Source organism: Streptomyces cahuitamycinicus, assembly GCF_002891435.1.
In the GTDB taxonomy this organism is placed as follows: domain Bacteria; phylum Actinomycetota; class Actinomycetes; order Streptomycetales; family Streptomycetaceae; genus Streptomyces; species Streptomyces cahuitamycinicus.
The window spans coordinates 25,787-49,087 of the sequence record NZ_POUC01000013.1; the positions used below are offsets into that span (position 1 = coordinate 25,787).

A 23,301-nucleotide genomic window follows, 5' to 3' on the forward strand; every position below is an offset into this window, starting at 1 on the left:
GCCGGCGCCCACCTCCCCGAACGCTCGCCGCCCAGACCTGGTGCCACCGCTGCGCCAACCGCACACCGGCACCTGGCTCCCCAGCGACAGCAGAGCCGCTGGTGCCGGGTGTACGACGATCAGGTCCGCTGTGCGGACCGCTATGCGGCCGTCCAGCCTCCATCCACGGCCATCCCGGCTCCCGTCACGAAGGACGCGCGGTCGCTGCAGAGCCAGAGGGCCGCCTGCGCCACTTCTGAGGGATGGGCCATGCGCTTCTGCACGGAACGCGCAGTGAACGGACCTGCCAGCGCGGGGGTGTCCTGGAGAGCCTGCTCCATGAGCTCGGTCCGGGTGCTGCCGACGATCAGGGAGTTGACTCTCACGCCCTGCTGCCCGTACTCGTCTGCCGCGGCCTTCGTCAGTCCCACCACGGCATGTTTCGCAGCGATGTAGGGGGCCGCCGCTCCCGTGGCAAGGACTCCGGCAACGCTGGCAGTGTTCACGATAGAGCCACCGCGGCCCGACTTCAGCATGGCTGAGACCTCGTACTTCAGGCAGTTCCAGACGCCTCGCACGTTGACGTCCATGATCTGGTCGAACAGAGTGTCGTCGGTTTCGTGCAGCGGCGTCCCCGCCGTCCCCCAGCCTGCGTTGTTGAGGGCGGCGTCCAGCCGCCCGTAGGACTCGACTGCGGTGGCGACCGCTCTCTTGACGTCTTCGGGGCGGGTCACGTCACCGGGCTCGGCCGTCGCGCGCCCGCCCGCCTCGGCGATCTCCTTGACCAGCCCCTCCAGAAGATCAGCACGGCGGGCCATCAAGACCACTGCTGCTCCTTCGGCTGCGAACAGTCGGGCGGCACACGCGCCGATACCGCTCGACGCTCCGGTGACGAAAACCGCTTTGCCGTCCAGCATTCCTCGTACGCTCATGCCCGTCCTCCGGCTGCGCCGTAGGCAAGGTGCAGCCCACTGGCATGGTGTGGAAGTGCAGAATCGAACCTCAGATGTGCACGCTGAGCGTAAGCGATGTGAAGATTTTGCGAGTAGCCTTCGGGGGTCTGAAATCACATCTGTTCCTCGTCGCGCCCGGGAAGCCGGCAACGAGCGTGACGGAGTGCCCTGGCATCACACCAGCGACTGTCCCCCGTCGACCGTCAGGACGGATCCCGTCACATAGGGGTTGGCCATCAAGAACACGGCTGCAGCCGCCGCTTCCTCGGCCGTCCCGTAGCGTCCCAGCGGTAGCGTCTCCCCCGCCACGGCGACGGCTGCGTCCGCTCGGGCGGTGTCGGCATCATCGTCCCGCGCAAGAAGGCGACGCCGCAGCGCCGGTGTGTCGACCACACCGGAGCGGACCGCGTTCACCCTGATGCGCAGCGGTGCCAGTTCCACCGCGAGGGCTTTGGCAAGGCCCTCGCACGCCGCCAACGAGGCGACCGCTGCGGCCGCCTGGGAGATGGGGCGCGCGGCGTAGATGCCGGACATGTAGGTGATCGAACCGCCCGCAGGCAGGCAGGCTACCGCGGCTCTGGCCACCGCGTAACCGCCCCAGAACCGTACGTCGAAAGCGTCCTGCACCCGTGACCGGTCCCCCTCCGCCAGGGGAGCACGCGTGCCGGCGCCCGCCGTCACTAGCACATGGTCAAACGGGCGCAGACCCTCGAGGAGCCGGGGCAGCCGGTCTTCGTCGGTGACATCGGCCGTCACGGTCCGTACCTTCACGGCACCCGCCAGCGAGTCTGCTGCGATCTGCAGCCGAGCCGTGTCCCGAGCCACGAGGACGGGCGATGCCCGGACATCGACGAGCAGCCGAGCGGTCGCCAGTCCGATACCCGAGCTTCCGCCGACGATCAGAACGTTCTGCCCGGCCAGCGCTGCCGGGAGGGGGGAGCGAACAGGAACCGGATCGTTCACAGGACCTCCGAGAGGCGACGGCAGGCTCCGCTCCCAGCCCTCCGGCCGGTGCGCAAAAGCCCTCTTGCTCCGACATGGGCGATGGGCGGCGGTCAGGCAACCAAGTCGGTCGCCCGCTGGACGCTGGCGTCGATGCGCTGAACCGTACTGTCGTCGGCGATGCCCGGAAGCAGCACCTTCCACATCTCGACGATGCGCGCCGGAAGATCAGCACGCTGGCACACCAGGTCGGAGTAGAGCTGGACTCCCGTACACGCGCCGACCACGAACTCGGCCAGAGAGCGCGGAACCACGTGCTCGCGCAGTTCCCCAAACTCCTGGGCGCCCACGAAGCAGTCCTCGATGAGGTGTTCCCACGCCTCGTAGGACGCGGTCTCGCGCAGCCCGAACCCTACCTGCTCCACACCGAGGCGGACACCGGCACGCAGAATCGGGTCACGCTGGAGCTGGCAGGACCACACCAGGGTCATGTCGACGACCCGTTGCAGCCCTTGCGACGTCAGCCTCGGCACGACCGTGCCGGGCTGAGAGTTCATCACCGTACGGGCGAGTTCTTCCTTGTTCGGGAAGTGGAAGTACACCGCCCCCAGCGTCACGCCGGCCCGTTGCATGATCTGCCGCATGCTCGCGCCGTTGTAGCCGAACTCGTCGAACACCTCGGCGGCGGCGGAGATGATGGTCTGCCGCGTCTTCACTGCTCGGTCCTGCTTCAGGTGCGCCATGGGGGAATCCGAACTCTCTATCGACAAACAAAACGAACATACTTTATTTTCAAGACTTGGGTCAACGGCCGACAGGCCGTGAGGAGGCCCTTCCGTACACCTCCAGGGGGAGAGGCATGCTCGTACCGACGGAACGCCCCGTATCAACTCCCAACGCACTGACGACCACCGTGCCGAAGGAGTACGTCCACAGAGCGGCTCTGGCCGAGGTCTTCCTGACCGACTGGACCACGACATCACCGGACACCTTCACGATCACGGCCCAGTGGCCTCGCTGTCACGGCTTCTACGCCTCCGCACATGGGCTGTACGACCCGATGCTGCTGTCCGAGACAGTCCGGCAGGCAAGCATCCTGCTCTCCCACGCTGGATACGGCGTGCCGTTCGGGCAGCAGGTCAGCTGGTCTCGTTTCCAATACACGGTCAATCCCGATGCGATGCGCATCGAGCTCACCCCGGCCGAACTGCGGCTTGAGGTGACCTGCGCCGTCAGGTATCGCCGTGAGCTGCCGGCCGCTTTCACCATGCACTTCCAGATCCTGCGCGGCGCATCGCTGCTGGGTGAGGCCACCACCGTCTCCAACTGCCACCCCACGGCCGTCTACAAACGGCTGCGGGGCGGGCGTGACGTCGGACGGGTCTTCGCCGAAGCGCCTCAGCCCACGCCGCCGTTGCCCGGGGCGGACTGCGGACGCGACCGCCTCCAGGACGTCGTCCTGTCGCCGTGCGAGCAGCCACGCCGCTGGCAGCTGCGCGTCGACACGATGCATCCGGTGCTCTTCGACCATCCCGTCGATCACATACCCGGGATGCTCCTCCTGGAAGCGGCACGCCAGGCCGCGCACGCCGCTCCTCCCTCCGGAGGAGAGCGCTGGCCGGTATCGATGGAAGTGGCGTTCCACCGCTACGTGGAACTCAACACCCCATGCTGGATCACCGCCGACCCGGTCACCTCGCAGCTCGACGGACATGACAAGGAACTGCGGATACAAGCTATCCAAGGCGATGGAACCGCCTTCACCGCGAGGATCGCGGTCGCCCACGTCTCCGGTGGCACCGAGCGGGCGGCCTAGCCGGCACCACTGTCCCCACAGCGGAAGCCTGACTGGTCCACCAAGACGGGGCGAAACTCGAAGTAACCCACATGCCCCAGGGGTCCCTGCACTGTGAGCGCCCGATGAGGTCGCGTGTTCTGGTGCCGGGCATCGCAAGGCGCCGGAAGGCCCCCCTCCTGTTGGGGGTGCCCCCGCTCGAGCGGAGTCGAGAGTGGGGGCAGGAGCTACCAGGACTTTTCGGCAACCCGGCGAGGCTCGGTGCCAGACCACGCGACCCGGGCGCGCAGCATGCAAGGACCCTGAGCGGGCGAAGGTGTGCGTCCCTCGTGCCGACACGGAGGCACCCGTCACAAACAGCCCGCCGGGCGGCCAACTCGGCGGTCGGGAGGCCCCCTTTCGAGGCGCCTCCCGACCGTGCGATCAACGGGCCCCGCTGAACCTCGAAGCACTACCTCGGCCTCCCCATGCCTTCCTCACGGAGACGTTCAGATCATGGAGCAAAGCGCTGCTGTTCTCCAGGCCCCAGGTCACGGGAGACGGCTGGAAACCTCCCAGTCCGCACAGGCTTCCCCCAGAGGCTGCTTCTCTCAGAGCGATTCATCCACACCGCGGCGCCAGTACCGGGTCAAGGTCCCCATGCGGATCGTGGAGTCGGCGTTCTACTCCGACGCTGCGCTGAGCGTCTACATGAAGGTAAAAGCACTGTGCCGAAGACCCGAGGGCTGCACAGCGTCAACGGCCACCCTGGCCAGGTACCTGAGGTTGTCCACGTCCACGGTGGAGCGGGGCCTCGCCCAGCTGCGGCACCCAGCCCCGGACGGTGTGGTGGAACTCGCCGAGAGTACAAGGCGGTCGCTGCCCGGTGGGTACGGGACGACGGCACGCCGTCGCGTGCGGGCGATGACTTCCGCGGAGCGCTTTGTGTGGCTGCCCCTGAACGCGAGCGAGGAGCTGCGTCCCCGCCTGCTGCGCGCCCTGGCTGTGATCTCTCATGCCGTGATACGGAACATCCCCTTGACCATAGGTGAGTTGGCAGCGCGCCTGCGCCATCACTCGGGCAGGCAGGCGGGAAGTCCGATCACCGTGGGGGCCGCCAGCCGGATTGTGAACGCCTTGGAGGCGGCGCGCTGGATCGTCGTGGATCGTCGTGCCGGCCCGCAGGGACGTCACCATTTCCGCCTTCCCGACAGGGCGTGGCCACTCCCCCGTGAAGGAAGCGAAACAGGCGTTGGCACCGCTGCAGAATCCGTCGGTACGCGCGGATCACGTCCCACAGTTGATGAGGGATCGGGTTCCGCAACCGGTGACGGATCGCTCGCGTTCAAGGAAGACCACAGAATTGACCGACCTGACGACGGGGGCACGCCTTGCTCACCCGCCGTAGGCGAACCTCCCTCCACCGCGCCAACGCGCAAGGGCGTACGCGCCACCGGCGGAATGTCTGCAGTACCGAGCAGCGGCACCCCGGCCGCACCTGCGCCCGCACGGCCGGCACAGGATGGCGCGGACACCACTCCTCTCGCATCAGTGCGCCTTCCAGGACACTCCCGCGTCGGCTATCACGGGCCGCGGCTGACCTACAGCCACCGGGTACACGACATACTCGAGCCCGTCCGGTGGCTGCTGCCCCGCACCAACGTCTACGTGCAACGCCTGATCGGCCGGGAGATCGGCAGCCAGCTGCGCCAGGGCACCGAGGCCGGGCGGCTGCGAGCCCGGCTCACCACGCGCCTCGCCCAGATCATCGTCGAGGACATCCGCGACCCGGGCCGTTGGCTCCTGGGAGTGGCACTCCCCCGCTGGGGCTGCGCCGACCCCGACTGCGAGTCCGGCGTGCTGTGGTCCAGCGGTATGCGCTGTCGCGCCTGCGCGGAGGCGGCCGCGGACCGCCGGGCAACTACGGTGCGTGCTGCGCCCGAACGAGCGCGTGCACCCGAACCGCACGGTGATCTTCGGGCGTCGCCACGAGCCCCGGAGCACCGGGCCCCAGCCCCTGCTCGGGAGACATGTCCCGCATGCGAACGCCCCTACCGGGCCGGCGGCAAGGGCCTGTGCGCTGACTGCCGCCCCTCTCCCCTGCCGGCGGATCCGGTTGCCGCTGTGCACCCGCAGTGCCGGGGCACAGGGCCCGGCGGTTGCGGCCGTCCCACCGCCACCGGAATGTGCTGGCGCTGCCGCCTGAGCCGAGGTCCCTCAGCGGCGCGCTCAGCTCATCGCCCTGGGGGAGGCTTTGCCCCCTCGGTGGTTACTGCGCCCACGGGGCGATCGGGTACCACGGGATGATCTCTCGCCTGGCCAGCAAGCGGACGTCCCAGTACAGCAAGGTGAAGACACCGGCCACCAGGAGGGCGGCCGCGGTGACGACCGCCATCCGGCCCGGCTTCCGCGCCAGCCATGCGTGCAGTCGGCCACCTGCGACGAATGTCAGGACGAAGAAGAAGACCGCCATGACCACGATGTTTCCGAGGGACTGCAGCGCGAAGGCCGCCGCACCGTAGAGGGGATTGCCGCTCTCCGCTGCGTCTCTGAAGAGCTGGCGGAACAACGGAAAGGGACGGCCGATGAGGAAGCCACCGATCAGAATGCCCATGAACAGAGACTGCGCATGGGGGAATCTCACGGACAGCCGGGTGAACGGATCACGGACGTACCCGAGAGCGGCCAGGCCCATGTAGAGCATGGCCAGGCCGATCACCCCGAAAGTGATCATTGCCTGGACGGAGCGCCCCGAAAGAACGCCAGGCACCGACTCAGCCTGCGAGAACTGGGGCATCGATGTACCAGCCAGGCCGACGATTACGCCGTACAGGGCGGAGACGGCTACGGTGCCGAGCGAGAGCCATCCCAGCGGCCTGAGCGACTGCGCGAAGCGCTCCCATCGACCATGGGCCGAATCCATCATCGGGGCGACGGCGCCGAAGGCTGCGATGTTGCAAGCAGTGAAGGTACCGGCCAGGCCCGAGGCGAACGCGAACGCAATACCCGCCGCGACAGAGGTGAGTGGTGCGTCCTCCGCACTGTGGCCGAGGACCCCCTCCGCGATGGTGCCGCCGATCGTCTGATCCACGAACTTGGCGGACCACACCACCGTGAGCAGGAAGCCAGCCAGGCTGCTGAGGGCCAGCACGAGCCCTCGGCGCCGCACAGGCGAATGTCCGCTGAGCGGTTCTCCGCCGAGTCCCCGCGCGGCTTCTCGCACCGGCAGTGCTTCAGTCAGTTCTTCCATACGCGCCACAGCCATGCCTCTCAGTGCATCGTCCGACGGCTTCTGCGTCGGCAGGAGGTCGAGCCCCTGGGTCCGCCGCGTACGCAGCAGGGTATGGAAACTGAAGCGGTCGTCCTTCTTCCAGCGTGCCGAGCTCGGCACGGCACGCTGTCCTCGTTTGAGGTGCACCGCTCCCCCGGACTGCCGGGCCGTGCCTTCTCTCCTTCTATTACGGCGTAATAGAAGGTCTCTGTGACTGCAGTCTGAGGCGCGACCCCCAGCGGGCTGCTCCGCCAGCCCGGCAGCCTCATACGTTCCGGACCTGTTCCAGCGGGACTTCACCGCCACTGAGGGCGGAAGTACCGGGGCGACATCACGTATCTCCCGCTCGCAGGCGGCGAGTTCCTCTGCGTCGCGACCGTGCTGGACTGCTTCAGCCGCAAGGTCGCCGGCTGGTCCATCGCTGGCCACATGCGCACCGGCCTGGTCACCGACGCACTGCAGACGGCGGCCTCGACCCGTGACGGTCCCGCGGACAACGAGCAGTGGTGCACACGCTTGTGGGAACTCACTACTCGCCGCGAGGCCCAGGAATCGTAAGAAGACCCGCCCCCTGGAGTATTCGCAGGGGTGCGGGCTTCTTAGCGTTGACCAAGGCGTGAGGCCCACCCAGGTCTCGGGGCACGCCTTCCTCAGGGTTGGGAAGGCCACGGCAGTTATCGAGGCGGCCGGAAGGCGCAAGGCGGCGATGGGAACGGCGGCCGGGATCGGCCGAGTACCCGTCAGCCAGTCCGCGCGGCGGCTTGCTCAGCGAAGGATCGTGCCAGTTCACCGAGCCGCGCCGGGTCCCTGTCCAGTGCCTTGCTGCTGAGCAGTTGCAGGAGCGTGAAGAAGGCGTCGTCGACCTTCACCCTCGCGTCCAGCAGCATCGCGAGTTCACCGGGCCTGTCGAACGGCACCCGGCGGGCTTGCTGTTCCGCGCTGGTGTTCTTGCTCTCCGGTGAGGAGGAGTCAGCGCGGGGTTCTGGAACCGCCCCGGATGCTGCCTGGTTCGCCGGTTCGCCGTCGTGGCCCCTAGCTTCTCGCTGGCCGTTGGCAGGGATTGAGCCGCCTTCCGAGGATCCGGTGGTGATTACGCCGTAATCACCGGCGGACCTGTTTGCGGTGTCGTCCTTGCCTGCGTCTGCTGGCCGCTGCGGCGAGTGGCGCTTCGACGCGCGCGCCTCCTCTTCCTTCCCCGCCCGCTCCGCTTTGAGCTTTCCCAGGGCGGCTTGCTGCTGGTCAGCGGGCTTGTTGCCGACCGCGCGCAGCAGGTCGATGCGTTCCTCGCCGATGCGGGCTTGGAGTTCGGGACTGAGGTTGAGTAGAGCCAAGCGCTGGGAGATCCAGCCCTGCGAGCGGTGGAGGCGTTTGGCGAGGGCTCGCTGGCTGCCGTGAATTTCCATGAGCCGCTGGAGAGCTCGGGCTTCGTCGAGTTCCTCGAGGTCCTGGCGGTGGATGTTGGCGACCAGGGCGGATTCGAGGAGTTCTTCGGGGGTGGAGCCCTGGTCGTCGCTGACCATGACCTTGACGGTGGCGAGGCCGGCCTCGCGGGCAGCGGCGAGGCGGCTGCTGCCGTCGACGACGACGTGGGTGGTGTCCGGCTCGAGGTCGGCTTCGCGTTCCGGGTTGGCCTTGATGTAGGCGTCGCGGTTCATGACCGTGATGGCCTGCTTCTGGCCGTGGGTCTCCAGACTGCCCGCGAGGTCGGTGAGGTCGCCGAGGTCGGACCGGGGGTTGTCAGGGTTGAGGCTGACCCGGTGGACGGGGAGCTCGGAGGGCGCGGCGATGCCCTCAGTGGGGACGCCCGTGGCAGCAGCGACGGCCTGGCGGCGTGCGCTGACTGTGCGCACTCCCCCACCGAACCGTCCGGAGCCCAGTTGGTCGGCCTTGCTCACGAGACCTCCCTTGCCAAGGCGCGCATGCCGACGGCCTGCTGTGACTTGGGCGCGTAGGACAACAGGGGTTTCTTCACACGGACGGCTTCCTTCTGTTCCTTGAGGTCGCCGATGAGGCCCACCACCCTCGGATCCTTTATGTCCACCCATCCCTGGAGGGAGGAGGTTGCGATGTATCCGCGGCGGGAGTCGTAGAGGTTGACGACGATGCCGAGGTAGTCGATGTCGACTTGGAGGTCGCCGCGCAGGTCGTCGATCTGAGTGGTGAGCAGTTCGTAGGCGTCGGCGGAGCTGTCCTCGGCTTGGACGACGATGAGGGCTCCGGACTGGCCGGGCGTTTCGCCGTCACGTCGGCGGCCGTAGTAGGCGGCGGCGTCCATGCTGAGGCCGAGGCTGGGCGGGCAGTCGACGATGATTACGTCGTAATCAGCTTCGAGTGGGGCAAGGGCCCTCTCGAGTCCGGCTTCCCGGGCCCGGACGGCGGACAGCCGTACGTCGAGCAGGAAGGCGTCGTTGCAGGCGGGCAGGAGGTGGAGGCGGCCGCCGAACGCGTCGTCGTCGACGGACACGATGAGGTCGCGCAGGTCGCCCTTGGGGTCACCGGCCATGTGGTTGGTGAGGCTGTCACCGTTCAACGGCAGCGGGCTGGCGCCCAGCTGGTTGGTGAGGTGGCACTGCGGGTCGAAGTCGACGAGGAGCACCCGGAGTCCGAGGCCGGGCAGGTTCTCGATGTCGAGTGGGTCGGCTCCCGCTTCCGGTTCGTCGGTGTGTGTCTCGCTCGCGCGCAGGGCCTTGGTGAGGGCTTTGGCGACGCGTACGGGGTGCAGCTTGTTGGGGTCTTCGGCCAGGGCCTCGCCAAGTCCAGCGGTGATAGCGGTCTTGCCGACTCCGCCCTTCTGGTTGCAGACGACGATGCGCCGGGTGATCGCGGGGCGCTCGATGTCCGGGGCTGGGTTGGCGTCGAGCCACAACTGGACGGACTGGGCCAGACCCTGAATGAGGGAGACACGCCGGTCGGCGGCGATCTGCCGGAACTCCTCCCACTGCCCTGGGGGCAGGAAGGTGGAGAAGGAGTCGGCGCCGGCGGTATCGATGGTGTCGGGGGTGGAGGCAAGGCTGCACCAGTCGGTGATGCCTTGTTCGACGGCGGCCTGGATCTCGATGCCGTGCTGGGCGGCTCTGATTTTGAGGTTCTGCCGGAGCCATCCCGGCAGCTTGGAGACGACCTTCTCGCGGTCGTTGGAGGTGGCTGGCGAACTCATGAAGGACACCATACTAACGTCGTAGATCATCTACACCATCGACACGTTAGTTAGACCAACTTGATGAGCTTCGCCCGACGGCCGCGAAGGTACCTGGCAGTGGTGTCTTGCATGATCAGACGCATGATTCACGGCTCTCCCGATGCTCTGCGCTCCCTCGCCTCCGAACACCAGCCTCCCGGCATAGCCGAGAGGTGGTTGGAGCTGTTGCGACCGTCTGTACGACTCGGGCTAGTTGTTCTGTCCCGAGAGGTTGTGGACGGGTGAGGCAGGTCTCGGCTGAGGGATCTTGAACAGGTGAGGGCCTTTCGAGTTCGGTGTGGATTGCGACGTCGACACCGACCGAAAGGCCCTCGTGCCCCACCGTAATGCGCCCCTGACCGAGACCGGACGACTGCGCCTGGCCCGCTGCGTGGTTGAGGACGACTGGCCCCTGCGCCGGGCTGCCGAACGCTTCCAGGTCTCGCCTACCACCGCCCAGCGCTGGGCCGACCGCTACCGGACGTTCGACGAAGCAGGCATGAGCGACCTCTCCAGCCGCCCGCGCACCAGCCCGCGCAGAACGCCGACCCGCACCGAGCGGCGCATCATCAAGGCCCGTGTCCTGCGCCGTTGGGGACCGGCCCGCATCGCGCACCTGCTGCGGCTGGTGCCCTCGACCGTTCACCGTGTGCTGACCCGCTGCGGCCTGGCCCGCCTCACGCACCTGGGCCGGGCTACCGGCCGCGTCATACGCCGCTACGAACGTGAACGTCCCGGCGAACTGGTGCACGTCGACATCAAGAAGCTCGGCAAACAGCTGGGCAGGCGCTCGCGTGCTCTACGTACCGGAAGGCGCAGATGTACCGGAAGGCGCAGATATGCCGGATCGGGAAACGCCGGGGGAGCTCCAGCCGTATCCGCTCGTGCCGCTGACAGCGCGCGTGGAGATGACGGCGGCTGAGCCCTGGCATCCGCATATCCGGGAGACGTTCGCACCGGGTGCTCCGCTCGGGCAGCGCTACGACCATCCCGTATGCACTCAGGAGTCCCTCGACGCGCTGTGGGAGTTCGACGACACAGTGGGCCATCAGGTCGGCGGCTATGCGCACTCGGTTCAGAATCCGGTGGAGATTGAGATCGCAGAAGCTGTGCTGGAAGGGAGGCTGCCCTGGGAGGATCCCCGGCTGTCGGACGAGGCGGGCAGCCGGGTGCTGCTGGCGCAGTTCGACAGTGAGGATGCCGCGGGCATGATGTGGGGTGACTGCGGTGCGTTGTACTGGCTGATCCGTCCGCAGGACCTGGTCGATCGACGCTTTGACCGGGCGATGTTCACCTGGCAATGCACCTGATGTCCGCCAGACACCACCCTCGAGTCTCGGCAGCCGTCCTGCCCGGCCCTTGGCCTGGACGACGTCGGGTCGACCACCCATCGCTGAGACGCCGTGGGCAGGGGCTGGCGGCCTCCGGTTGATTACGCCGTAATCACCTCACCCACAGCAGGGCATCCACCGGCAGTGATTACGGCGTAATCACTCGCCCGGCTCCCGGTCGGTGATCAGTGCTGCTGTGGTTTCCAGCTGCTTGTAGGCGTGCTTGATCTGGCGCAGGGCTGCGCTGGTACGGTCCAGCACGCCAAGACGTAGCTGTTGGGGGGGGGAGGGCGCGTGGACTTTACTTCTACGAGCAGGACCAGGTCGTCGAAGACGACGATCCGGTCGACGCTGCGTCGCTCGTCCCGGTAGATGATCTCGGGGTGGATCTCGGCATCGGCAAGTTGGCCAAGCTGGCGTCCCGCGTACTGCTCGAAGAGGTCCCCGCGTTCCTTGGCGAAGTCGTTCCCGACGTGGGCGATGCCCATGTAGTACAGACCGAGAGGGCTGCCCTTGGGAACGATCAGGTGGGATGAGGGGGCGACGTAGCCCGCACCGAAGCCGGACAAGAAGGGGCGGCCGCGCAGTGGGTTGTACTCAAAGACCCGGCATGGATGCAGGTACGGCTGGGGCGATGGCTCGGCTGCATCGCCACCCAGAAGAGATCGGGCATGCCATGCGGCACCTGGAAGGTGACGATCTGCTCAGCTGAGGGCCGTGGCCCGGCCTGCAATGCTGACGCTACGGGAGCAAGAGCGCCGGGAAGACCACCACGGTGATGCAGCGCGGGCTGACACCCACAGGGCCCCGGACGGTTCCTTGGGTTCTAACGGTCCTCGCAACACCCGCGATCTGTGGGAGTTGCGAGGACCGTGGGCGGGGAATGGGACTGGGGCGTCAAGAAGACCGGCACCAACGCGCACCTACGCCGACGGGCGCCGTGTCGACTACGCGGCGGGAACCGTCACGATGTGCGGCGTGACCACGCCACCGGTGGGCCTGACGGCCCTGGAGAAGCAGCTTCATCTACGGTTTTTGACGCTCGCCACGCCCCATCACTTACCGGGAGTCCTCGTGGCCGTCGTCCTTCTGACCACCGCGCTCGTGATCGTGGTCGCACTGTTGGCCGCCGCCCCCGCGGGCAAACTCGCCCGCATGGAGGGCGCCACGTACCCCACCGCATTCACCCGGGCCGCCGCCTTCACAGCGGTCTTCACTCTCGCCGCGACCGTGACCGCGGCCCTCGCAGCACTGTTCGCTTGAATCGCCAGACGGATGTTGTCCTACTCGTACGGAGCATGTGTTGCACTCCCCCTGTGCGCGATTCATGAGCGATTAACGCGCGAAACAATGCGCGAAACAATGCGCGAAACAATGCGCGATTGGGATAGGATGTCTTATCGGAGGTGACCTCTGTGTCCACTGAGAACGAGCTGTTCAGCGCCGTTGATGCGCTGCTGGAGCAAGTCGCGCAGGACGATCTGCCGGTCCCCGCGGAGCGTAAGCGTCTGCGGGAGGCGGCCGGCCTGAGCCAGGCGCAGATCGCCAAGGTGCTGGACGCCCGCCGGGAGGCCGTGGGGAACTGGGAGACCGGCCGGACCGAACCGCGGCCGCCGAAGCGCGCCGCGTACGCCCGGCTCCTCGAGGGCCTCGCCGCCCGCTTCCCCGCCCCGGCCGCCGACGCGCCCGCCGCTGCCCCGGCACCCGTGGTTCCGCAGGCGTTCACCGGCCCGGCCCCGGAGCCGACCCCGGCGCCCGCCGCCGCGCCGCCGTCCCGCCCGAAGGCGGAGGCGAGCAGCACCGCCAGGCCCGCCCCGTCGTCGCGGCGCCCGGGTGCGAAGAAGGCGGTGGCGAAGAAGACCACGGCGGCCGCCGTCGACCCGCGCTTCGAGAACGGCCCGCTCGCGGTCATCGACGCCGACCAGGACGGGCAGGTGTCGGCGTACTGCGTCGGCGGCCTGGTCCTGGACGTGCCCACCAAGACGATTCCGGCGCTGGTCGACTGGACGCTGACCGAAGCCCTGCTCGGTCAGGCCCGGCTGCACCGCAACGGCCGCGACGCCGACCCGATCCTCGTCCTCACCGCGTCCGCGCTGGAGTGCTATGGCCTGCCCGCCGCCCTGTCGGAGGAGGAGCGGCGCCACGGACGGATCGCGGACAGCCACAAGGTGGTCAAGCAGATCAAGCGGGCCGGCCTCCAGCTCACCCAGCGCGGCTTCGGGCCGTGGGCGCGCGTCTACCGCGAGCCCGAGGGATCCAAGCGGCGCTGCGTCCAGCTGTGCATCCTGCCGTGGAACGCGCTGGACGCCCGGGAGTGGGACAAGAAGGACGACCCGCAGCTGCCGACGATGCACCCGGCCGACCTCGCCCGCTACCTCGGCCTGTACGCGGCGCGGGTGATGACGCCACGTGGCACCACCGCGACGACCGGCCTCGAGCTGATGGTCGCGCTGCGCCCGCCGACCCGGGCGGAGAAGGACGAGGCCACCGGCGAGTTCAAGCGGGCCTTCAACGACGACGCACTCACCGCCCTGTATCCCGTGGTGGAGTGCGAGGTTCCCGACGAACACCCGGTCCTCAAGGACAGGTTCGCCCGGCACCACATGCGCACCCCGGCCCAGATGCTGATGGAGGAGCCCTATGACTGGTGCCGGCCGCTGACCGATGAGGAGTGCGCGAACCAGTACCTGGTCACGGTCGACATCAACATGTCGTTCGCCGCGGCCGCGAACGGGCTCACGGTCGGGCTGAACGGGCCGACCCACCTGACCGGCAACCCGCAGTTCGACGCGTCGCTGCCCGGCTCGTGGCTGGTCGACCTGTCCCACGTCGACCTGTCCCGCGTCCGGATCAACGGCCGCACCGTCGACGGTGACCGGCTCCCGAGCCCGTTCACGCCGAAGGGTGAACGGCCTAAGGGTCCGGCCTGGTACGCCACGCCCACCGTCGGCTACGCAATGGAGCTCGGCTTCGACGTCGCGCCGATCGAGGCGTACGTGCGCACCCAGACCGGCCGCTACCTGGACGCCTGGTACAAGCGGCTGCGCGACGCGTACGTGGCGACGATGGCCGACATGGGCGTCACCACCGGCCTCGGGGGCCAGGAGTTCCTGGACGCGATGGCGCGGCGCAAGCAGGTCGACCCGACGATGGCGCTGCTGGAGACCGCGATCAAGGCGACGGCGAAGGGCGGCATCGGCAAGCTGCGCCAGCGCAGCCGGGGCCAGGTGCCGTACTACGAGCCCTACCCGGCGCTGGAGCGGGAGACGTGGCGTCCCGACATCCGGGCCGCCGTGCTGGCGAGCCAGCGGATCGGCCTGCACCGCAAGCTGATGAAGACGGCGGCCGCCGCCGACCTGTACCCGGTCGCGATCGGCACCGACGCGATCGTCTACCCCTCGCCCGGCCCGTCCCCGCTGGACATCCTGCCGCTCACCGACGAGGGCAAGCCGGTGCCGGGCACGTTCCGGCTCGGGGTCTCGCCAGGGATGGTCAAGCACCAGGGCACCCAAACCGTCCTGTGGGCGGAATCGCAGTTCGAGGAGCGCGGCGGCGTGTTCAACATCGCCAACCTCATCAAGACCGACCAGAGCGCCGGAGAAGGGGAGTAACCCATGGTCGACTCGGTCGGGGAGAGCCTGGACCGCGCGCTGGAGGGGGCGTTCACCCGCCGCATCCCGCAGAGCGCCCAGGCGCAGATGAAGTACCTGGTCAAGCAGCTCAAGGGCACCAAGGCCGCCGCCCAGGCGCTCGGGATCTCCCAGCGCACCGTGGAACGATACGTCGCGGGCAAGCTCAAGCGCCCCCGCCGCGACCTCCGGGATCGCATAGAGCGTGAGGTCAAGAAGCGGTGGCAGCCGCAGATCCGGGCGAAGGCGAGGAAGAAGGCGGCGTCCACGGGTGGACTGGTCGTCTCCACCCGCGCCCGTTTCGGCTTCGAAGCCGCCGGTGGTACGACCGACGACGCCCGGATCCGCGACATCACCCAGGCCCTGCCGCCTCAGTGGGCCGACCGCCTGTTCACCGCCCGCGAGCAGGGCGCCAACGAGCAGCAGCTCCAGCAGATCGCCGCCGACGGCCTCGCGCAGATGTACTTCCGCGCCAACAACAGCCGCGCGCACGGGCTGGGCGTGGAATTCACCGACGTGGAACGGCTCGACATCGAGCTGTAGGCCCGATCGGCGCAGACGCCTCGTCCCCGGCATTGAGGCTGCCGGAGGCGAGGCGGTGCGCATTCCCGCGAGGACCAGGTGGGCCCGGACGAAGGACGAGTTCAAGCCCGTCACGCCTCGGCCAGACTCACTTCCCCTCACCGAACCTCACTGGCGGGAACAGGAACAGCGGGAAGAAACACGCGTGCGACAGTGATTCCGCCTTGAGGAGTTGGTTTAACGGGTTTAGCCGATGTGCTTCCGGAAAAGAGTGAGCGTTTTCAGAGTGGCCACCGGTCGGGTGACGAGGTGGCCTCCCGCAACGCACGAGGCCCCTGTGCCGTTGAGAGAGGTGTTCGACGTCTCGACTCATCAGCGCAGGGACCTCGTTGGTTCCCTATCCTGCCGCACTCGACCTCCCGCACGCCCTGGTCGAGTGGGTAACCATGCTCATCGTCACCCGTGAGGGTGACCGCCGCTGCAAGCTCCCGCCTCACCAGCGTGCTCTCGTCGGCCTGGTCTGCCTTCGCCGGCACGACACCCTCGCCCAGATCGCCGCCGGTTTCGGCATATCCGTCGGCACTGCCCACGCCTACGTCACCGCCGTCGTCGGCCATCTGTCCCGCCGGGCGCCCGGACTACTGCGGGTCCTGCGGGAAACGGATCCCGATCACGTCCTGCTCGACGGAACGCTCGCCGAATGCGACCGGGTCGGTGACAGCCGGGCCGACTTCTCCCAGAAGCACCGCCGCCACAGCGTGAACGTGCAGGTCGTTGCCGACCCTGCGGGCAAGCTGCTGTGGATCTCGCCCGCCCTGCCTGGCCGCACCCACGACCTGACCGCGGCCCGCCCCCACCGCATCATCCGGATCTGTGAACGCCAGGGCGTGCCCATCCTCGCCGACCGCGCCTACATCGGGGCCGGCTCCTGGGTGACCACGCCGATCAGACGTCTTCCGCACCAGGACCTCACCGCGACCCAACGGACGATCAACCGGGCCCTGTCAGCGGCACGAGCACCGGTCGAACGAAGCGTCGCGAGACTCAAGTCCTGGCGCGTCTTCCGCAGAGCCCGCTGCAGCCCCAACCGCATGACGGTCATCGCCGCTGCCGTCCTTACCTTGGAGCGTCAACGCTGAAAACGCTCAGTGATGCGCATCACAGCTTGTGGCACCCAAGACCCATTGACCTGCGGCGTCAACCCTCCGACGTGCAGCGAGAGTTCGTTCAGCCGCTGGCCTCTGTCCACAGGGGTAGGGCCCGACGCTGCTCGGTATGGATGATCAGCAGCACGCCAGGGTGTCGGCCCTGCTCCGGCACAAGCCCTTCGACGGCCTCGGACGCGAGGAACGGACCCTGTTCACCCGTCCGACGCCGAAGTCAGCGCAAGCCCGGATGAAATTCCTCCTCACGCGCGCGAAGGGCTCCACCAAAGCAGTAGCCGAGCGCTTGGGCGTCTCCCGCCGCACCGTGGAGCGCTACCGCTCTGGTGCAGCCAAGACGCCGCAGAAGCGCCTCCAGGAGGCTCTGATGCAGGAGACCGAGTCACACCGGCAACCGCAGGTCAGGGCACAGGCGAGGCAGCGCGCGGGCACCTCTGGCGGGTTCGTCATCTCCTGCCGCGCCTACTTCGGATTCGGCCCCGAGGGAACCTCGGATGCGGGCCGGGTGCGGGACCTCATGGTGGCTGTCTCGCCCTCCCACGCCTCCGCCATCCTGGCGGCACAGGAGTCCGGAGCGACGGACAAGGATCTGCATGCACTGGTTGCGGAAGCCATAGCGGACGCCTATTTCCGCCAGGGCGGTGGCAGGCGCGCGAGCCTGGAGGTGCAATTCGCGGACGTGGAGTGGCTCGATATCAAGTTTTAGGCACGCCGAATTCAGGGCTGCTATAAACCTGTCTACGTGAGCCGAAGCGCGATAGTTGTCACATAGGCAGGCTCGTTGTCACCGGCAAGGCCGTAGGTGCGCACGGGTGAGACTTTGGCAACGACGACTTCGCCGTACTACACGGCATGAACGACCGGCCTGCGGGCCTGAGGTGAGCCCCGGCCGTGTGGAACCGGGCGCTCGAGGCCGCACGTCCTCCCGTGCATGCTGATCGTCCTGGGGATACTCTTCGCCGTCGCGCCCGCCGCCGTCTGGGCGACGATCGCCCGCACCCGCCCTGTCGGCTTCGCGATCGGCGGCGCGCTGCTCGCCGGAGCCGGTCTGCTGATCAGTGTCCAGCAGGGCTGGATCCACGCCCCCGGGCCCGACGCCCATCTCGTGTTCACGGCCCTGGCGCCTCTGCTCATCGCCTGCGGTGCGGGACTGGAAGGCCGGCACGAGGACTCCCCTCCCCCGGAATGGATTCCCCGCCGCAACGGAGCGATCGGCTTCCTGGGGATGCAGTTCGCCCTCACCCTCGTGGCCGGCCTCCTGTATGCGCTGATGATCAGCGAAGGCTCGGACGCCCCGCCGTCCAAGGCCCTCCCCTCATTGCCGCCAGGCATCAGCATGGTCAACGAAGGCACCAGCTGCGGTTCCGGCGGCTGCTGGCGCGTTGCGACGGTCACCAGCGGGGACGGCCTGTCCCGCCCGGAGATCATCCGCGAACTGGGCCTCCAGCAGGAGAGCTGCCGCTCCAGCGGCTGGCTGCTCGACTGGCGTGACGTGTGCGTCGGAGCCAGGAACAACGGCGAGAACGTCACCATCTACGCCGGCTGGGGATACTGAGAGGCCGTTTCTGGTCGGTCACGGTGGTCCTCAACGAGGACCTGTGACAAGCCGCGCGCCTCACTGGTGACAATCAGGCTGCTTCGACCGGTCTCCTACACCAGCTCAAGCAGCTCTGCCGGTGACAACTGCCGTGCCTCGGCACACTACGGCTGCCGCGCCCACCGCGCGGGCCGGATTTCCCGTCACCGTTTCCGCAACGATTGGGAGGCTCGTGTGAGCACCCCTGTTCCCCGATTCCGCCGACGTCCCCGCGCCCGGCGCGGCCGCGCCCCGCCAGCCGGTCGACCGGGCGAAGGTCGGCCGCGGCTGGGTCCGCCGGCGCGCCACCGGCATGACCGCCGCGGAGGCCGCGGCCGCGCTCGAGGACGCCTGGCTGCAGCAGCACATCGACCGCGGCCACGTGGGTGACGTCGACCGGCGGCGGCACCCGGTACGAAGACCTGACGGCCGACGGCGAGGTCCACGTCGACTACCGGCCCCCGCTGGGCGAACCATGGTTCGAGGGCGAGGACGACCCCGACCACAACCCCATCTGCCACTGCCCGCGCGTCCCGAAGCAGTTCTGTATGAAGTGCGCCGGCTGCGCCGTTCACGGTCCGTACCCCCTCCCGCAGGCCTCGCTCACCCGCACCTGCCGCGTCCCTGACCTGCGCAATCAAGCCAAGAGGGCCGCTTTGCCGCCAACCCCCGTCAACCCGGGCGCGGTCTTGGTCCTTTCGCGCTACACAAGAACACCGGAGTGAACGTGCGGTGCTCACAAGGCAGTCGTGGACTTACGGGAGGTCCGGGCACGTGATCGTGACCATCAACGTGGCGGTGCTGCTCGCCATCATCATCATCGTCGTGCAGCTGCGCCGCCCTACCCACTCCCGGAGCCGGTTCGACGAGAAGATGACCGTGGTCATCTGCCTCACGTTCGGGGTGCTGATCGCGCCGACCGCGTTCGGGAAGTCGATTCTGGACGTCGTCACCCAGCTCGCGGAAGGCCTCTCAAAGGCCGGCCAATGACCCCGGCCTGACCCGCCCGCCGGGACCCAGCTGCCCGTACGAACCTGGGTCCTGGGTCCGGTGCTTTCTCAGGCAGCCACGCACCCTACTAGGGGCCCGCGGCCGGTGCCTCGTCGCCTCCGGCGGCAACGTCGCGCGCGTTCGCTGGGGCTCTGCCCAGCCCACCCGGCCTCGGCTAGATTCGACCGGTGGAGCTCGCCAGCCTCGTCGTCGCCTCGCTCGCCCTGTTCGTCGCGGTGGGCGCCGCCTGGTACGCCCGGCGCCAAGCGGACAGCGCCCGCACGATGACCCGCATCGAGATGTCCCGGCACCGGCACGAGCGCACGCCCCAGGTCGAGCTGGAAATGGCGCCCGGCCCGCCTCTCAACGGCGCGTTCCCCTGGCGGCTGAGGCTGCGCCTGCTGGAACCCAGCCACCTCGCCCACTGCAGGCTGACCTGCGAGACACGTCGCGTCAGCTTCGAGTACCCGAGCTCCGGCAACAGCGTTGTCCTGCGACAACTGCGCCGATGGCAGACGATCGGGGTACCCGTGCGCATCAACGGGCGATCCGCCGAGCCCCTGGAGCTGCTCGTGCAGTGCGTCGACGAGAACGGCGAGGTGTGGGAGTTCCTCCAGGTCGTCCAGATGCCTCCGCTGAGTCGGCAGGAGCGTCAGACCCGCTAGTAGGCCTGCTGGGTCCTGGGTCCAGCCGGGGCCGCGGGGTTTGTGTCATCGGCGCCGATCTGTGTCATCGGGCGGGTTTCGTCCGTACCGCAGACCGGCGCCTCGCCCCGGCGATACCGTGAGAGCACACGCCAGATGACGCCCCGGGAGCCCTCGATGAGCCAGGAGCCGGCCGCCGCGCCCGACCGCCAGCCGCTCGACGAATCCGCCGCCGAATCGGTTCGCAAGTACGGACGTCGACCAGCGCGCGCGGGTCGACGTCCTCGCCTCCGTCCTGGAGGACATCGCAGAGAACGGCTACCCCTCGCCGGAGTCCGGTGTGCCGTGGGAGGTCGCCCGCGACGCCCACCTCGCCCGTCTCGCCGACGGGGAGCCCCGTGTCGCCTGAGCACGGCGCGCGGCGCTCCCGGGTCATCCTGGTGGAGCCCGCGCTCACCCAGCTGGCGAAGCTCACCGCCAACGAGACGCACCGCCTGGACCGCGCGATCGTCGCGATCAGCGTCAACCCCGCGCTCGGCACCGAGGTGCCCGGCACCCTGCTGCGCGACTAGGTCGACGACATCGACGGCGTGCGGGTGATCTACTACGTGACGGCCCTGGGGTCGATCACGATCGTCGCGTACGTGGAGGCGTAGGGCCTCCCGAGAACCCCGCAGCAGCGCCCCGGGCTCCGCCCTTGTCCGGGGCGCTGCTGCGTTGCGAGCGGGTAGAAGAGGGCGGCTGTGGTGACCGTGCCGCCGATGCCGCCGATGCGGCCGGCCGGAGAGCGATGACATTCCGAAGCCGCGGCGCGCACCGCCTGGTCCTCGAGGAGCCCTCCAGCACGACCAGCGGGCGCGGGTAACGGCGACACGGGCGCAGCGCGCGGGTTGTCCCCGTACGCGGGGACCTTTGCCCACGCTGGCAGGGATCTTTGGTGTCGACGCCGACACTCAGACACACGAACGGCGCCGCACCGCAGGGTGCAGCGCCGTGGTGCCGGCCGGGGCTGAGGTCAGGCGACGCGTAGCTTCTTGCGCCGTTCGCGGGCGAGCTGCTCGCGGTAGTCCTCGACGGCCTGGTGGTAGCGGGCGACGAAGTGCGGGTCGTCCATCCGGTCCGCGGGGTCCATGGCGTCGATGGCTGCCCGGGCGTCGGCGGGTGTCTCGTAGGCGGCAAGCATCGCGTTGATCCGGTACACACCGTTGCGCTGCTTCTTCACCAGGCGGGCGAGTATCAGTTCGCGCAGGCCGGAGGTGACGCTGGGGCGGCTCAGCCCCAGCAGGGCGGCGATCTGGCTCTGTCCCATCTCCACACGCCCGCCGGGCTCGCTGCGGGAGCGCAGGGTGAACAGGACGCGGTAGGCCGGCCCCGGCAGGTCCAGGGCCGCGACGACGCCTTCCGCGTTGACCGGTGTGACCAACATGCCCCTGCTCACCGATCGCCCTCCTTCTGCGTCGTCATCGCCTCGAACCGCTCCCGCCGTTCCCGGCGTTGCCGGGCCCGCTCCTTGCGGAACTCTTCGATCGCCTCGCGCATGTGCTGCAGCGAGGGGAACCGGACCAGGTCCGGGAGCGCCGCGGCCCGCAGCTCCGCGAGCGCGTCAGCCTGGTCCACCTGAACATACTCGGTAGTCCCGTCGGACAGCCGGACCAGTTCGGCCGCGACGTAGGAGTACGGCGGGTTGAACTGGTAGACGCCGCGCCCGATTTTGATCACGATGCCGTGGCTCATGATCTCGCGCAGCGACTCGTTCACCTTCTGGCGCGGCACATCCAGGATCTGCGCCATGTCGTCCTGAGTGAGTGGGATCCGCCCGCCGGCCCTCTGCCCGGCGATCAGCAGCAGGATCAGCCGCAGCGGCAGCGCCTCGCGGTAGTACTGGGCGATCACGAGGAAGAACTCCAGCGCCACCATCGCGAAGGCGTTGGGCCGGTCCGGGTCGGAGTAGAACTCCAGCTGCTGGCGCTGACGACCGATGCTGATCTCCCGGCCGGGGTACGCCCGCGCCAGATCGTCCAGGCCATCGATCTTCCGGAGCCGCTCACTGAAGACCCGCAGCGGATCGTCCGGCGCCAGGCCGGGGTTGGGCGCGGGTCTGGCGGCACGCCGACGGGGCTGTGACTCGGACACGAGCAGCTCTCCAAAGTTCCAAGATCCCGGGCGTGCAGCAACGTAGCAGAAGGTCAGTACTTCTGACCTCTAGGTCGGCATTACTGACTTCCGGCGCGTGTTGTGTCCCCCCAGGGGTGACACAACTCCTGCACGAACTCCCGCGCGCCGGGCATGTATGGGGGCGCCACAGCGGACTCGGCTTCCGGCGCGGAAAGTCAGCACCGCTGACCTTCCGCGCGCCAACAGGTCGGGATTCCTGACCTTCCGCGCGTGGCAACGTCAGAACTGCCGACCTTTCAAGGGCGATGTGTCTACCCACAAGGGACATATCAGGGGCCCTGTGTCACTGCTGAGGAGTCACAAGCACCCCACGCGCAACGCTGTGACCAGCAGAAACGCGGGCTCTGCTCCTATCTGATGTCGCACGAGAACCTGCGGGCCGGGCACCGTCGTGGCTGAGGCGGCTTCGCGTGCGGCTCCGTCTGCCAGCTGCGGACCGTAGGCGGCACCAGCGGCTCTGAGTCTCGGTGGTGCCGGCCTGTGACGAACAAGCAGCAGCAAGGCGTGGCTGAGGTCGGAACTCGGTTTCGCCGCCCGGCCTGGAGGCCGTTCGGCTCCGGTACCTCCGCACGCCGAATTTCGAGTTTCCCATATCCGCGGTTCCTTTCTGTGGCTAGGGTCAGTTCATAGGTCAGATTCTCAAGCCCCATATTCTGGGTTTTCCCAAGAAAGCGGCATCCGAAAATGTGAGGGGCCTCCCTTTTGCTCGTGCGCGGTGCGGCCTGCTAGTTCCAGACTCTATCTAGTGCTTAAAAATGAAGCACTAGATAGGACGGGGTGTCACCCGAACGGATCGCCTCGCTCCTGACCCGGGTCCCGGTCCGCACCCTCCGTCACCTCCCCTCTTTTTGCTGCTGCTTGCGCGTGAGCCCGGTGGGTGGCCGCGCGGAGCGTGGCACGCCTTGCCCGCAGGGGAGTTGGCGGGTCGACCGTGGGTGGCTGGAGCGCAGCGGAGGCCACCGGCTGGCCGGAGGCCGGCCGCGCCTCGCAACGCGAGGCGCCTGCCCTGCGGTTGGCGGTCGCGCGGAGCGCGTGCCGCCTGGCGGTGAGCGGAGCGAGCCGCATCCGCTCACGCGGAGCGGGAGCGGTCGGGGCGCGGAGCGCCCCGACTCGCTTCTTCGGGCGAAGCCCGAAGGGTGCCTCTTATACACATCTCCGAGCCCCCGAGACTAGC

20 protein-coding genes and 2 pseudogenes are annotated in these 23,301 nt (G+C 68.3%); 13 read left to right on the plus strand and 9 right to left on the minus strand.

Annotated features, from left to right (window positions below):
* Positions 1–140 precede the first annotated feature (140 nt).
* From C1J00_RS03475 to C1J00_RS03485, 3 genes are all read right to left on the minus strand, one after another.
* Positions 141–896, minus strand: a complete 756-nt coding sequence (locus C1J00_RS03475; RefSeq protein WP_245936170.1) for an SDR family NAD(P)-dependent oxidoreductase — start codon at positions 894–896, stop codon at positions 141–143.
* Positions 897–1,106: 210 nt separating this feature from the next.
* The gene (locus C1J00_RS03480; protein ID WP_342751652.1) at positions 1,107–2,078 is read right to left on the minus strand and encodes an SDR family oxidoreductase; all 972 of its coding nucleotides are present in this window, start codon (positions 2,076–2,078) and stop codon (positions 1,107–1,109) included.
* Entirely contained in the window at positions 1,988–2,617 is a 630-nt protein-coding gene (locus C1J00_RS03485) for a ScbR family autoregulator-binding transcription factor (protein WP_180989388.1), read from the minus strand. Before C1J00_RS03485 ends, C1J00_RS03480 begins: the two co-directional genes overlap by 91 nt.
* Positions 2,618–2,733: 116 nt before the next feature.
* Here C1J00_RS03485 and C1J00_RS03490 point away from each other — a divergent pair, with 116 nt between their 5' ends.
* Positions 2,734–3,690, plus strand: coding sequence for a ScbA/BarX family gamma-butyrolactone biosynthesis protein (locus C1J00_RS03490; RefSeq protein ID WP_102907552.1), 957 nt, complete (start codon positions 2,734–2,736; stop codon positions 3,688–3,690).
* A gap of 2,227 nt (positions 3,691–5,917) precedes the next feature.
* Here C1J00_RS03490 and C1J00_RS03500 read toward each other — a convergent pair.
* Positions 5,918–7,039, minus strand: a complete 1,122-nt coding sequence (locus C1J00_RS03500) for a hypothetical protein (protein ID WP_146046123.1) — start codon at positions 7,037–7,039, stop codon at positions 5,918–5,920.
* 151 nt (positions 7,040–7,190) lie between these two features.
* On the opposite strand from C1J00_RS03500, the pseudogene C1J00_RS03505 reads away from it, so the two are divergent.
* Positions 7,191–7,402 (plus strand): annotated as a pseudogene (locus C1J00_RS03505) (DDE-type integrase/transposase/recombinase); the annotation flags it as partial.
* A 257-nt stretch (positions 7,403–7,659) separates the two neighbouring features.
* On the opposite strand, the gene C1J00_RS03510 reads toward C1J00_RS03505, so the two are convergent.
* Together C1J00_RS03510 and C1J00_RS03515 are read right to left on the minus strand one after the other, a co-directional pair.
* Complete coding sequence (locus C1J00_RS03510; protein WP_102907555.1) at positions 7,660–8,814, minus strand: ParB/RepB/Spo0J family partition protein; 1,155 nt, start codon at positions 8,812–8,814, stop codon at positions 7,660–7,662.
* Positions 8,811–10,076, minus strand: coding sequence for a ParA family protein (locus C1J00_RS03515; RefSeq protein ID WP_102907570.1), 1,266 nt, complete (start codon positions 10,074–10,076; stop codon positions 8,811–8,813). Before C1J00_RS03515 ends, C1J00_RS03510 begins: the two co-directional genes overlap by 4 nt.
* 355 nt (positions 10,077–10,431) lie before the next feature.
* Here C1J00_RS03515 and C1J00_RS03520 point away from each other — a divergent pair.
* Positions 10,432–10,872 (plus strand): annotated as a pseudogene (locus C1J00_RS03520) (helix-turn-helix domain-containing protein); the annotation flags it as partial.
* A 19-nt stretch (positions 10,873–10,891) separates the two neighbouring features.
* On the plus strand, positions 10,892–11,407 hold the full coding sequence (locus tag C1J00_RS03525) for a DUF1963 domain-containing protein (protein WP_342751653.1): 516 nt from the start codon (positions 10,892–10,894) through the stop codon (positions 11,405–11,407).
* 206 nt (positions 11,408–11,613) lie between these two features.
* On the opposite strand, the gene C1J00_RS44575 is transcribed toward C1J00_RS03525, so the two are convergent.
* Positions 11,614–11,997 carry a hypothetical protein gene (locus C1J00_RS44575; protein WP_146046124.1) on the minus strand — a complete coding sequence of 128 codons (384 nt, stop codon included), beginning with the start codon at positions 11,995–11,997 and terminating at the stop codon, positions 11,614–11,616.
* Positions 11,998–12,406: 409 nt separating this feature from the next.
* On the opposite strand from C1J00_RS44575, the gene C1J00_RS03535 reads away from it, so the two are divergent.
* The 9 genes from C1J00_RS03535 to C1J00_RS03590 all read left to right on the plus strand — a co-directional run bounded on the left by C1J00_RS03535 (position 12,407) and on the right by C1J00_RS03590 (position 20,524).
* Positions 12,407–12,691 carry a hypothetical protein gene (locus C1J00_RS03535; protein ID WP_245936173.1) on the plus strand — a complete coding sequence of 95 codons (285 nt, stop codon included), beginning with the start codon at positions 12,407–12,409 and terminating at the stop codon, positions 12,689–12,691.
* 152 nt (positions 12,692–12,843) lie between these two features.
* A complete protein-coding gene (gene tap, locus C1J00_RS03540) occupies positions 12,844–15,039 on the plus strand; it encodes a telomere-associated protein Tap (RefSeq protein WP_102907557.1) in 2,196 nt (731 codons plus the stop codon).
* A gap of 3 nt (positions 15,040–15,042) precedes the next feature.
* Positions 15,043–15,600: a telomere-protecting terminal protein Tpg gene (tpg, locus tag C1J00_RS03545; protein ID WP_102907558.1), complete on the plus strand. Its 558-nt coding sequence runs from the start codon at positions 15,043–15,045 to the stop codon at positions 15,598–15,600.
* Between the two features lie 368 nt (positions 15,601–15,968).
* Entirely contained in the window at positions 15,969–16,718 is a 750-nt protein-coding gene (locus C1J00_RS03550) for a transposase family protein (RefSeq protein WP_102907559.1), read from the plus strand.
* A 136-nt stretch (positions 16,719–16,854) separates the two neighbouring features.
* Positions 16,855–17,448 carry a telomere-protecting terminal protein Tpg gene (gene tpg / locus C1J00_RS03555; RefSeq protein WP_102907560.1) on the plus strand — a complete coding sequence of 198 codons (594 nt, stop codon included), beginning with the start codon at positions 16,855–16,857 and terminating at the stop codon, positions 17,446–17,448.
* 225 nt (positions 17,449–17,673) lie between these two features.
* Positions 17,674–18,297 carry a hypothetical protein gene (locus C1J00_RS03560; RefSeq protein WP_102907561.1) on the plus strand — a complete coding sequence of 208 codons (624 nt, stop codon included), beginning with the start codon at positions 17,674–17,676 and terminating at the stop codon, positions 18,295–18,297.
* A 795-nt stretch (positions 18,298–19,092) separates the two neighbouring features.
* The gene (locus C1J00_RS03575; protein ID WP_102907564.1) at positions 19,093–19,308 is read left to right on the plus strand and encodes a hypothetical protein; all 216 of its coding nucleotides are present in this window, start codon (positions 19,093–19,095) and stop codon (positions 19,306–19,308) included.
* 188 nt (positions 19,309–19,496) lie between these two features.
* Positions 19,497–19,973, plus strand: coding sequence for a hypothetical protein (locus C1J00_RS03580; protein ID WP_102907565.1), 477 nt, complete (start codon positions 19,497–19,499; stop codon positions 19,971–19,973).
* Positions 19,974–20,350: 377 nt separating this feature from the next.
* Positions 20,351–20,524 (plus strand): hypothetical protein, encoded by a 174-nt coding sequence (locus C1J00_RS03590; protein WP_245936174.1) that lies wholly within the window; start codon positions 20,351–20,353, stop codon positions 20,522–20,524.
* 443 nt (positions 20,525–20,967) lie between these two features.
* Here C1J00_RS03590 and C1J00_RS03595 read toward each other — a convergent pair whose 3' ends face one another.
* Together C1J00_RS03595 and C1J00_RS03600 are read right to left on the minus strand one after the other, a co-directional pair.
* Positions 20,968–21,390, minus strand: coding sequence for a MarR family transcriptional regulator (locus C1J00_RS03595; protein WP_234379763.1), 423 nt, complete (start codon positions 21,388–21,390; stop codon positions 20,968–20,970).
* Positions 21,387–22,085, minus strand: a complete 699-nt coding sequence (locus tag C1J00_RS03600; protein WP_102907566.1) for a helix-turn-helix domain-containing protein — start codon at positions 22,083–22,085, stop codon at positions 21,387–21,389. The genes C1J00_RS03595 and C1J00_RS03600 overlap by 4 nt, the downstream gene beginning before the upstream one ends.
* Between the last annotated feature and the right edge of the window lie 1,216 nt (positions 22,086–23,301).

Coding starts and splice junctions, on each gene's coding strand:
- C1J00_RS03515 (WP_102907570.1), bottom strand. CDS start 10,076: ATGAGTTCGCCAGCCACCTCCAACGACCGCGAGAAGGTCGTCTCCAAG.
- C1J00_RS03475 (WP_245936170.1), bottom strand. CDS start 896: ATGCTGGACGGCAAAGCGGTTTTCGTCACCGGAGCGTCGAGCGGTATC.
- C1J00_RS03485 (WP_180989388.1), bottom strand. CDS start 2,617: ATGGCGCACCTGAAGCAGGACCGAGCAGTGAAGACGCGGCAGACCATC.
- C1J00_RS03490 (WP_102907552.1), top strand. CDS start 2,734: ATGCTCGTACCGACGGAACGCCCCGTATCAACTCCCAACGCACTGACG.
- tpg (WP_102907560.1), top strand. CDS start 16,855: ATGGATGATCAGCAGCACGCCAGGGTGTCGGCCCTGCTCCGGCACAAG.
- C1J00_RS03560 (WP_102907561.1), top strand. CDS start 17,674: ATGCTGATCGTCCTGGGGATACTCTTCGCCGTCGCGCCCGCCGCCGTC.
- tpg (WP_102907558.1), top strand. CDS start 15,043: ATGGTCGACTCGGTCGGGGAGAGCCTGGACCGCGCGCTGGAGGGGGCG.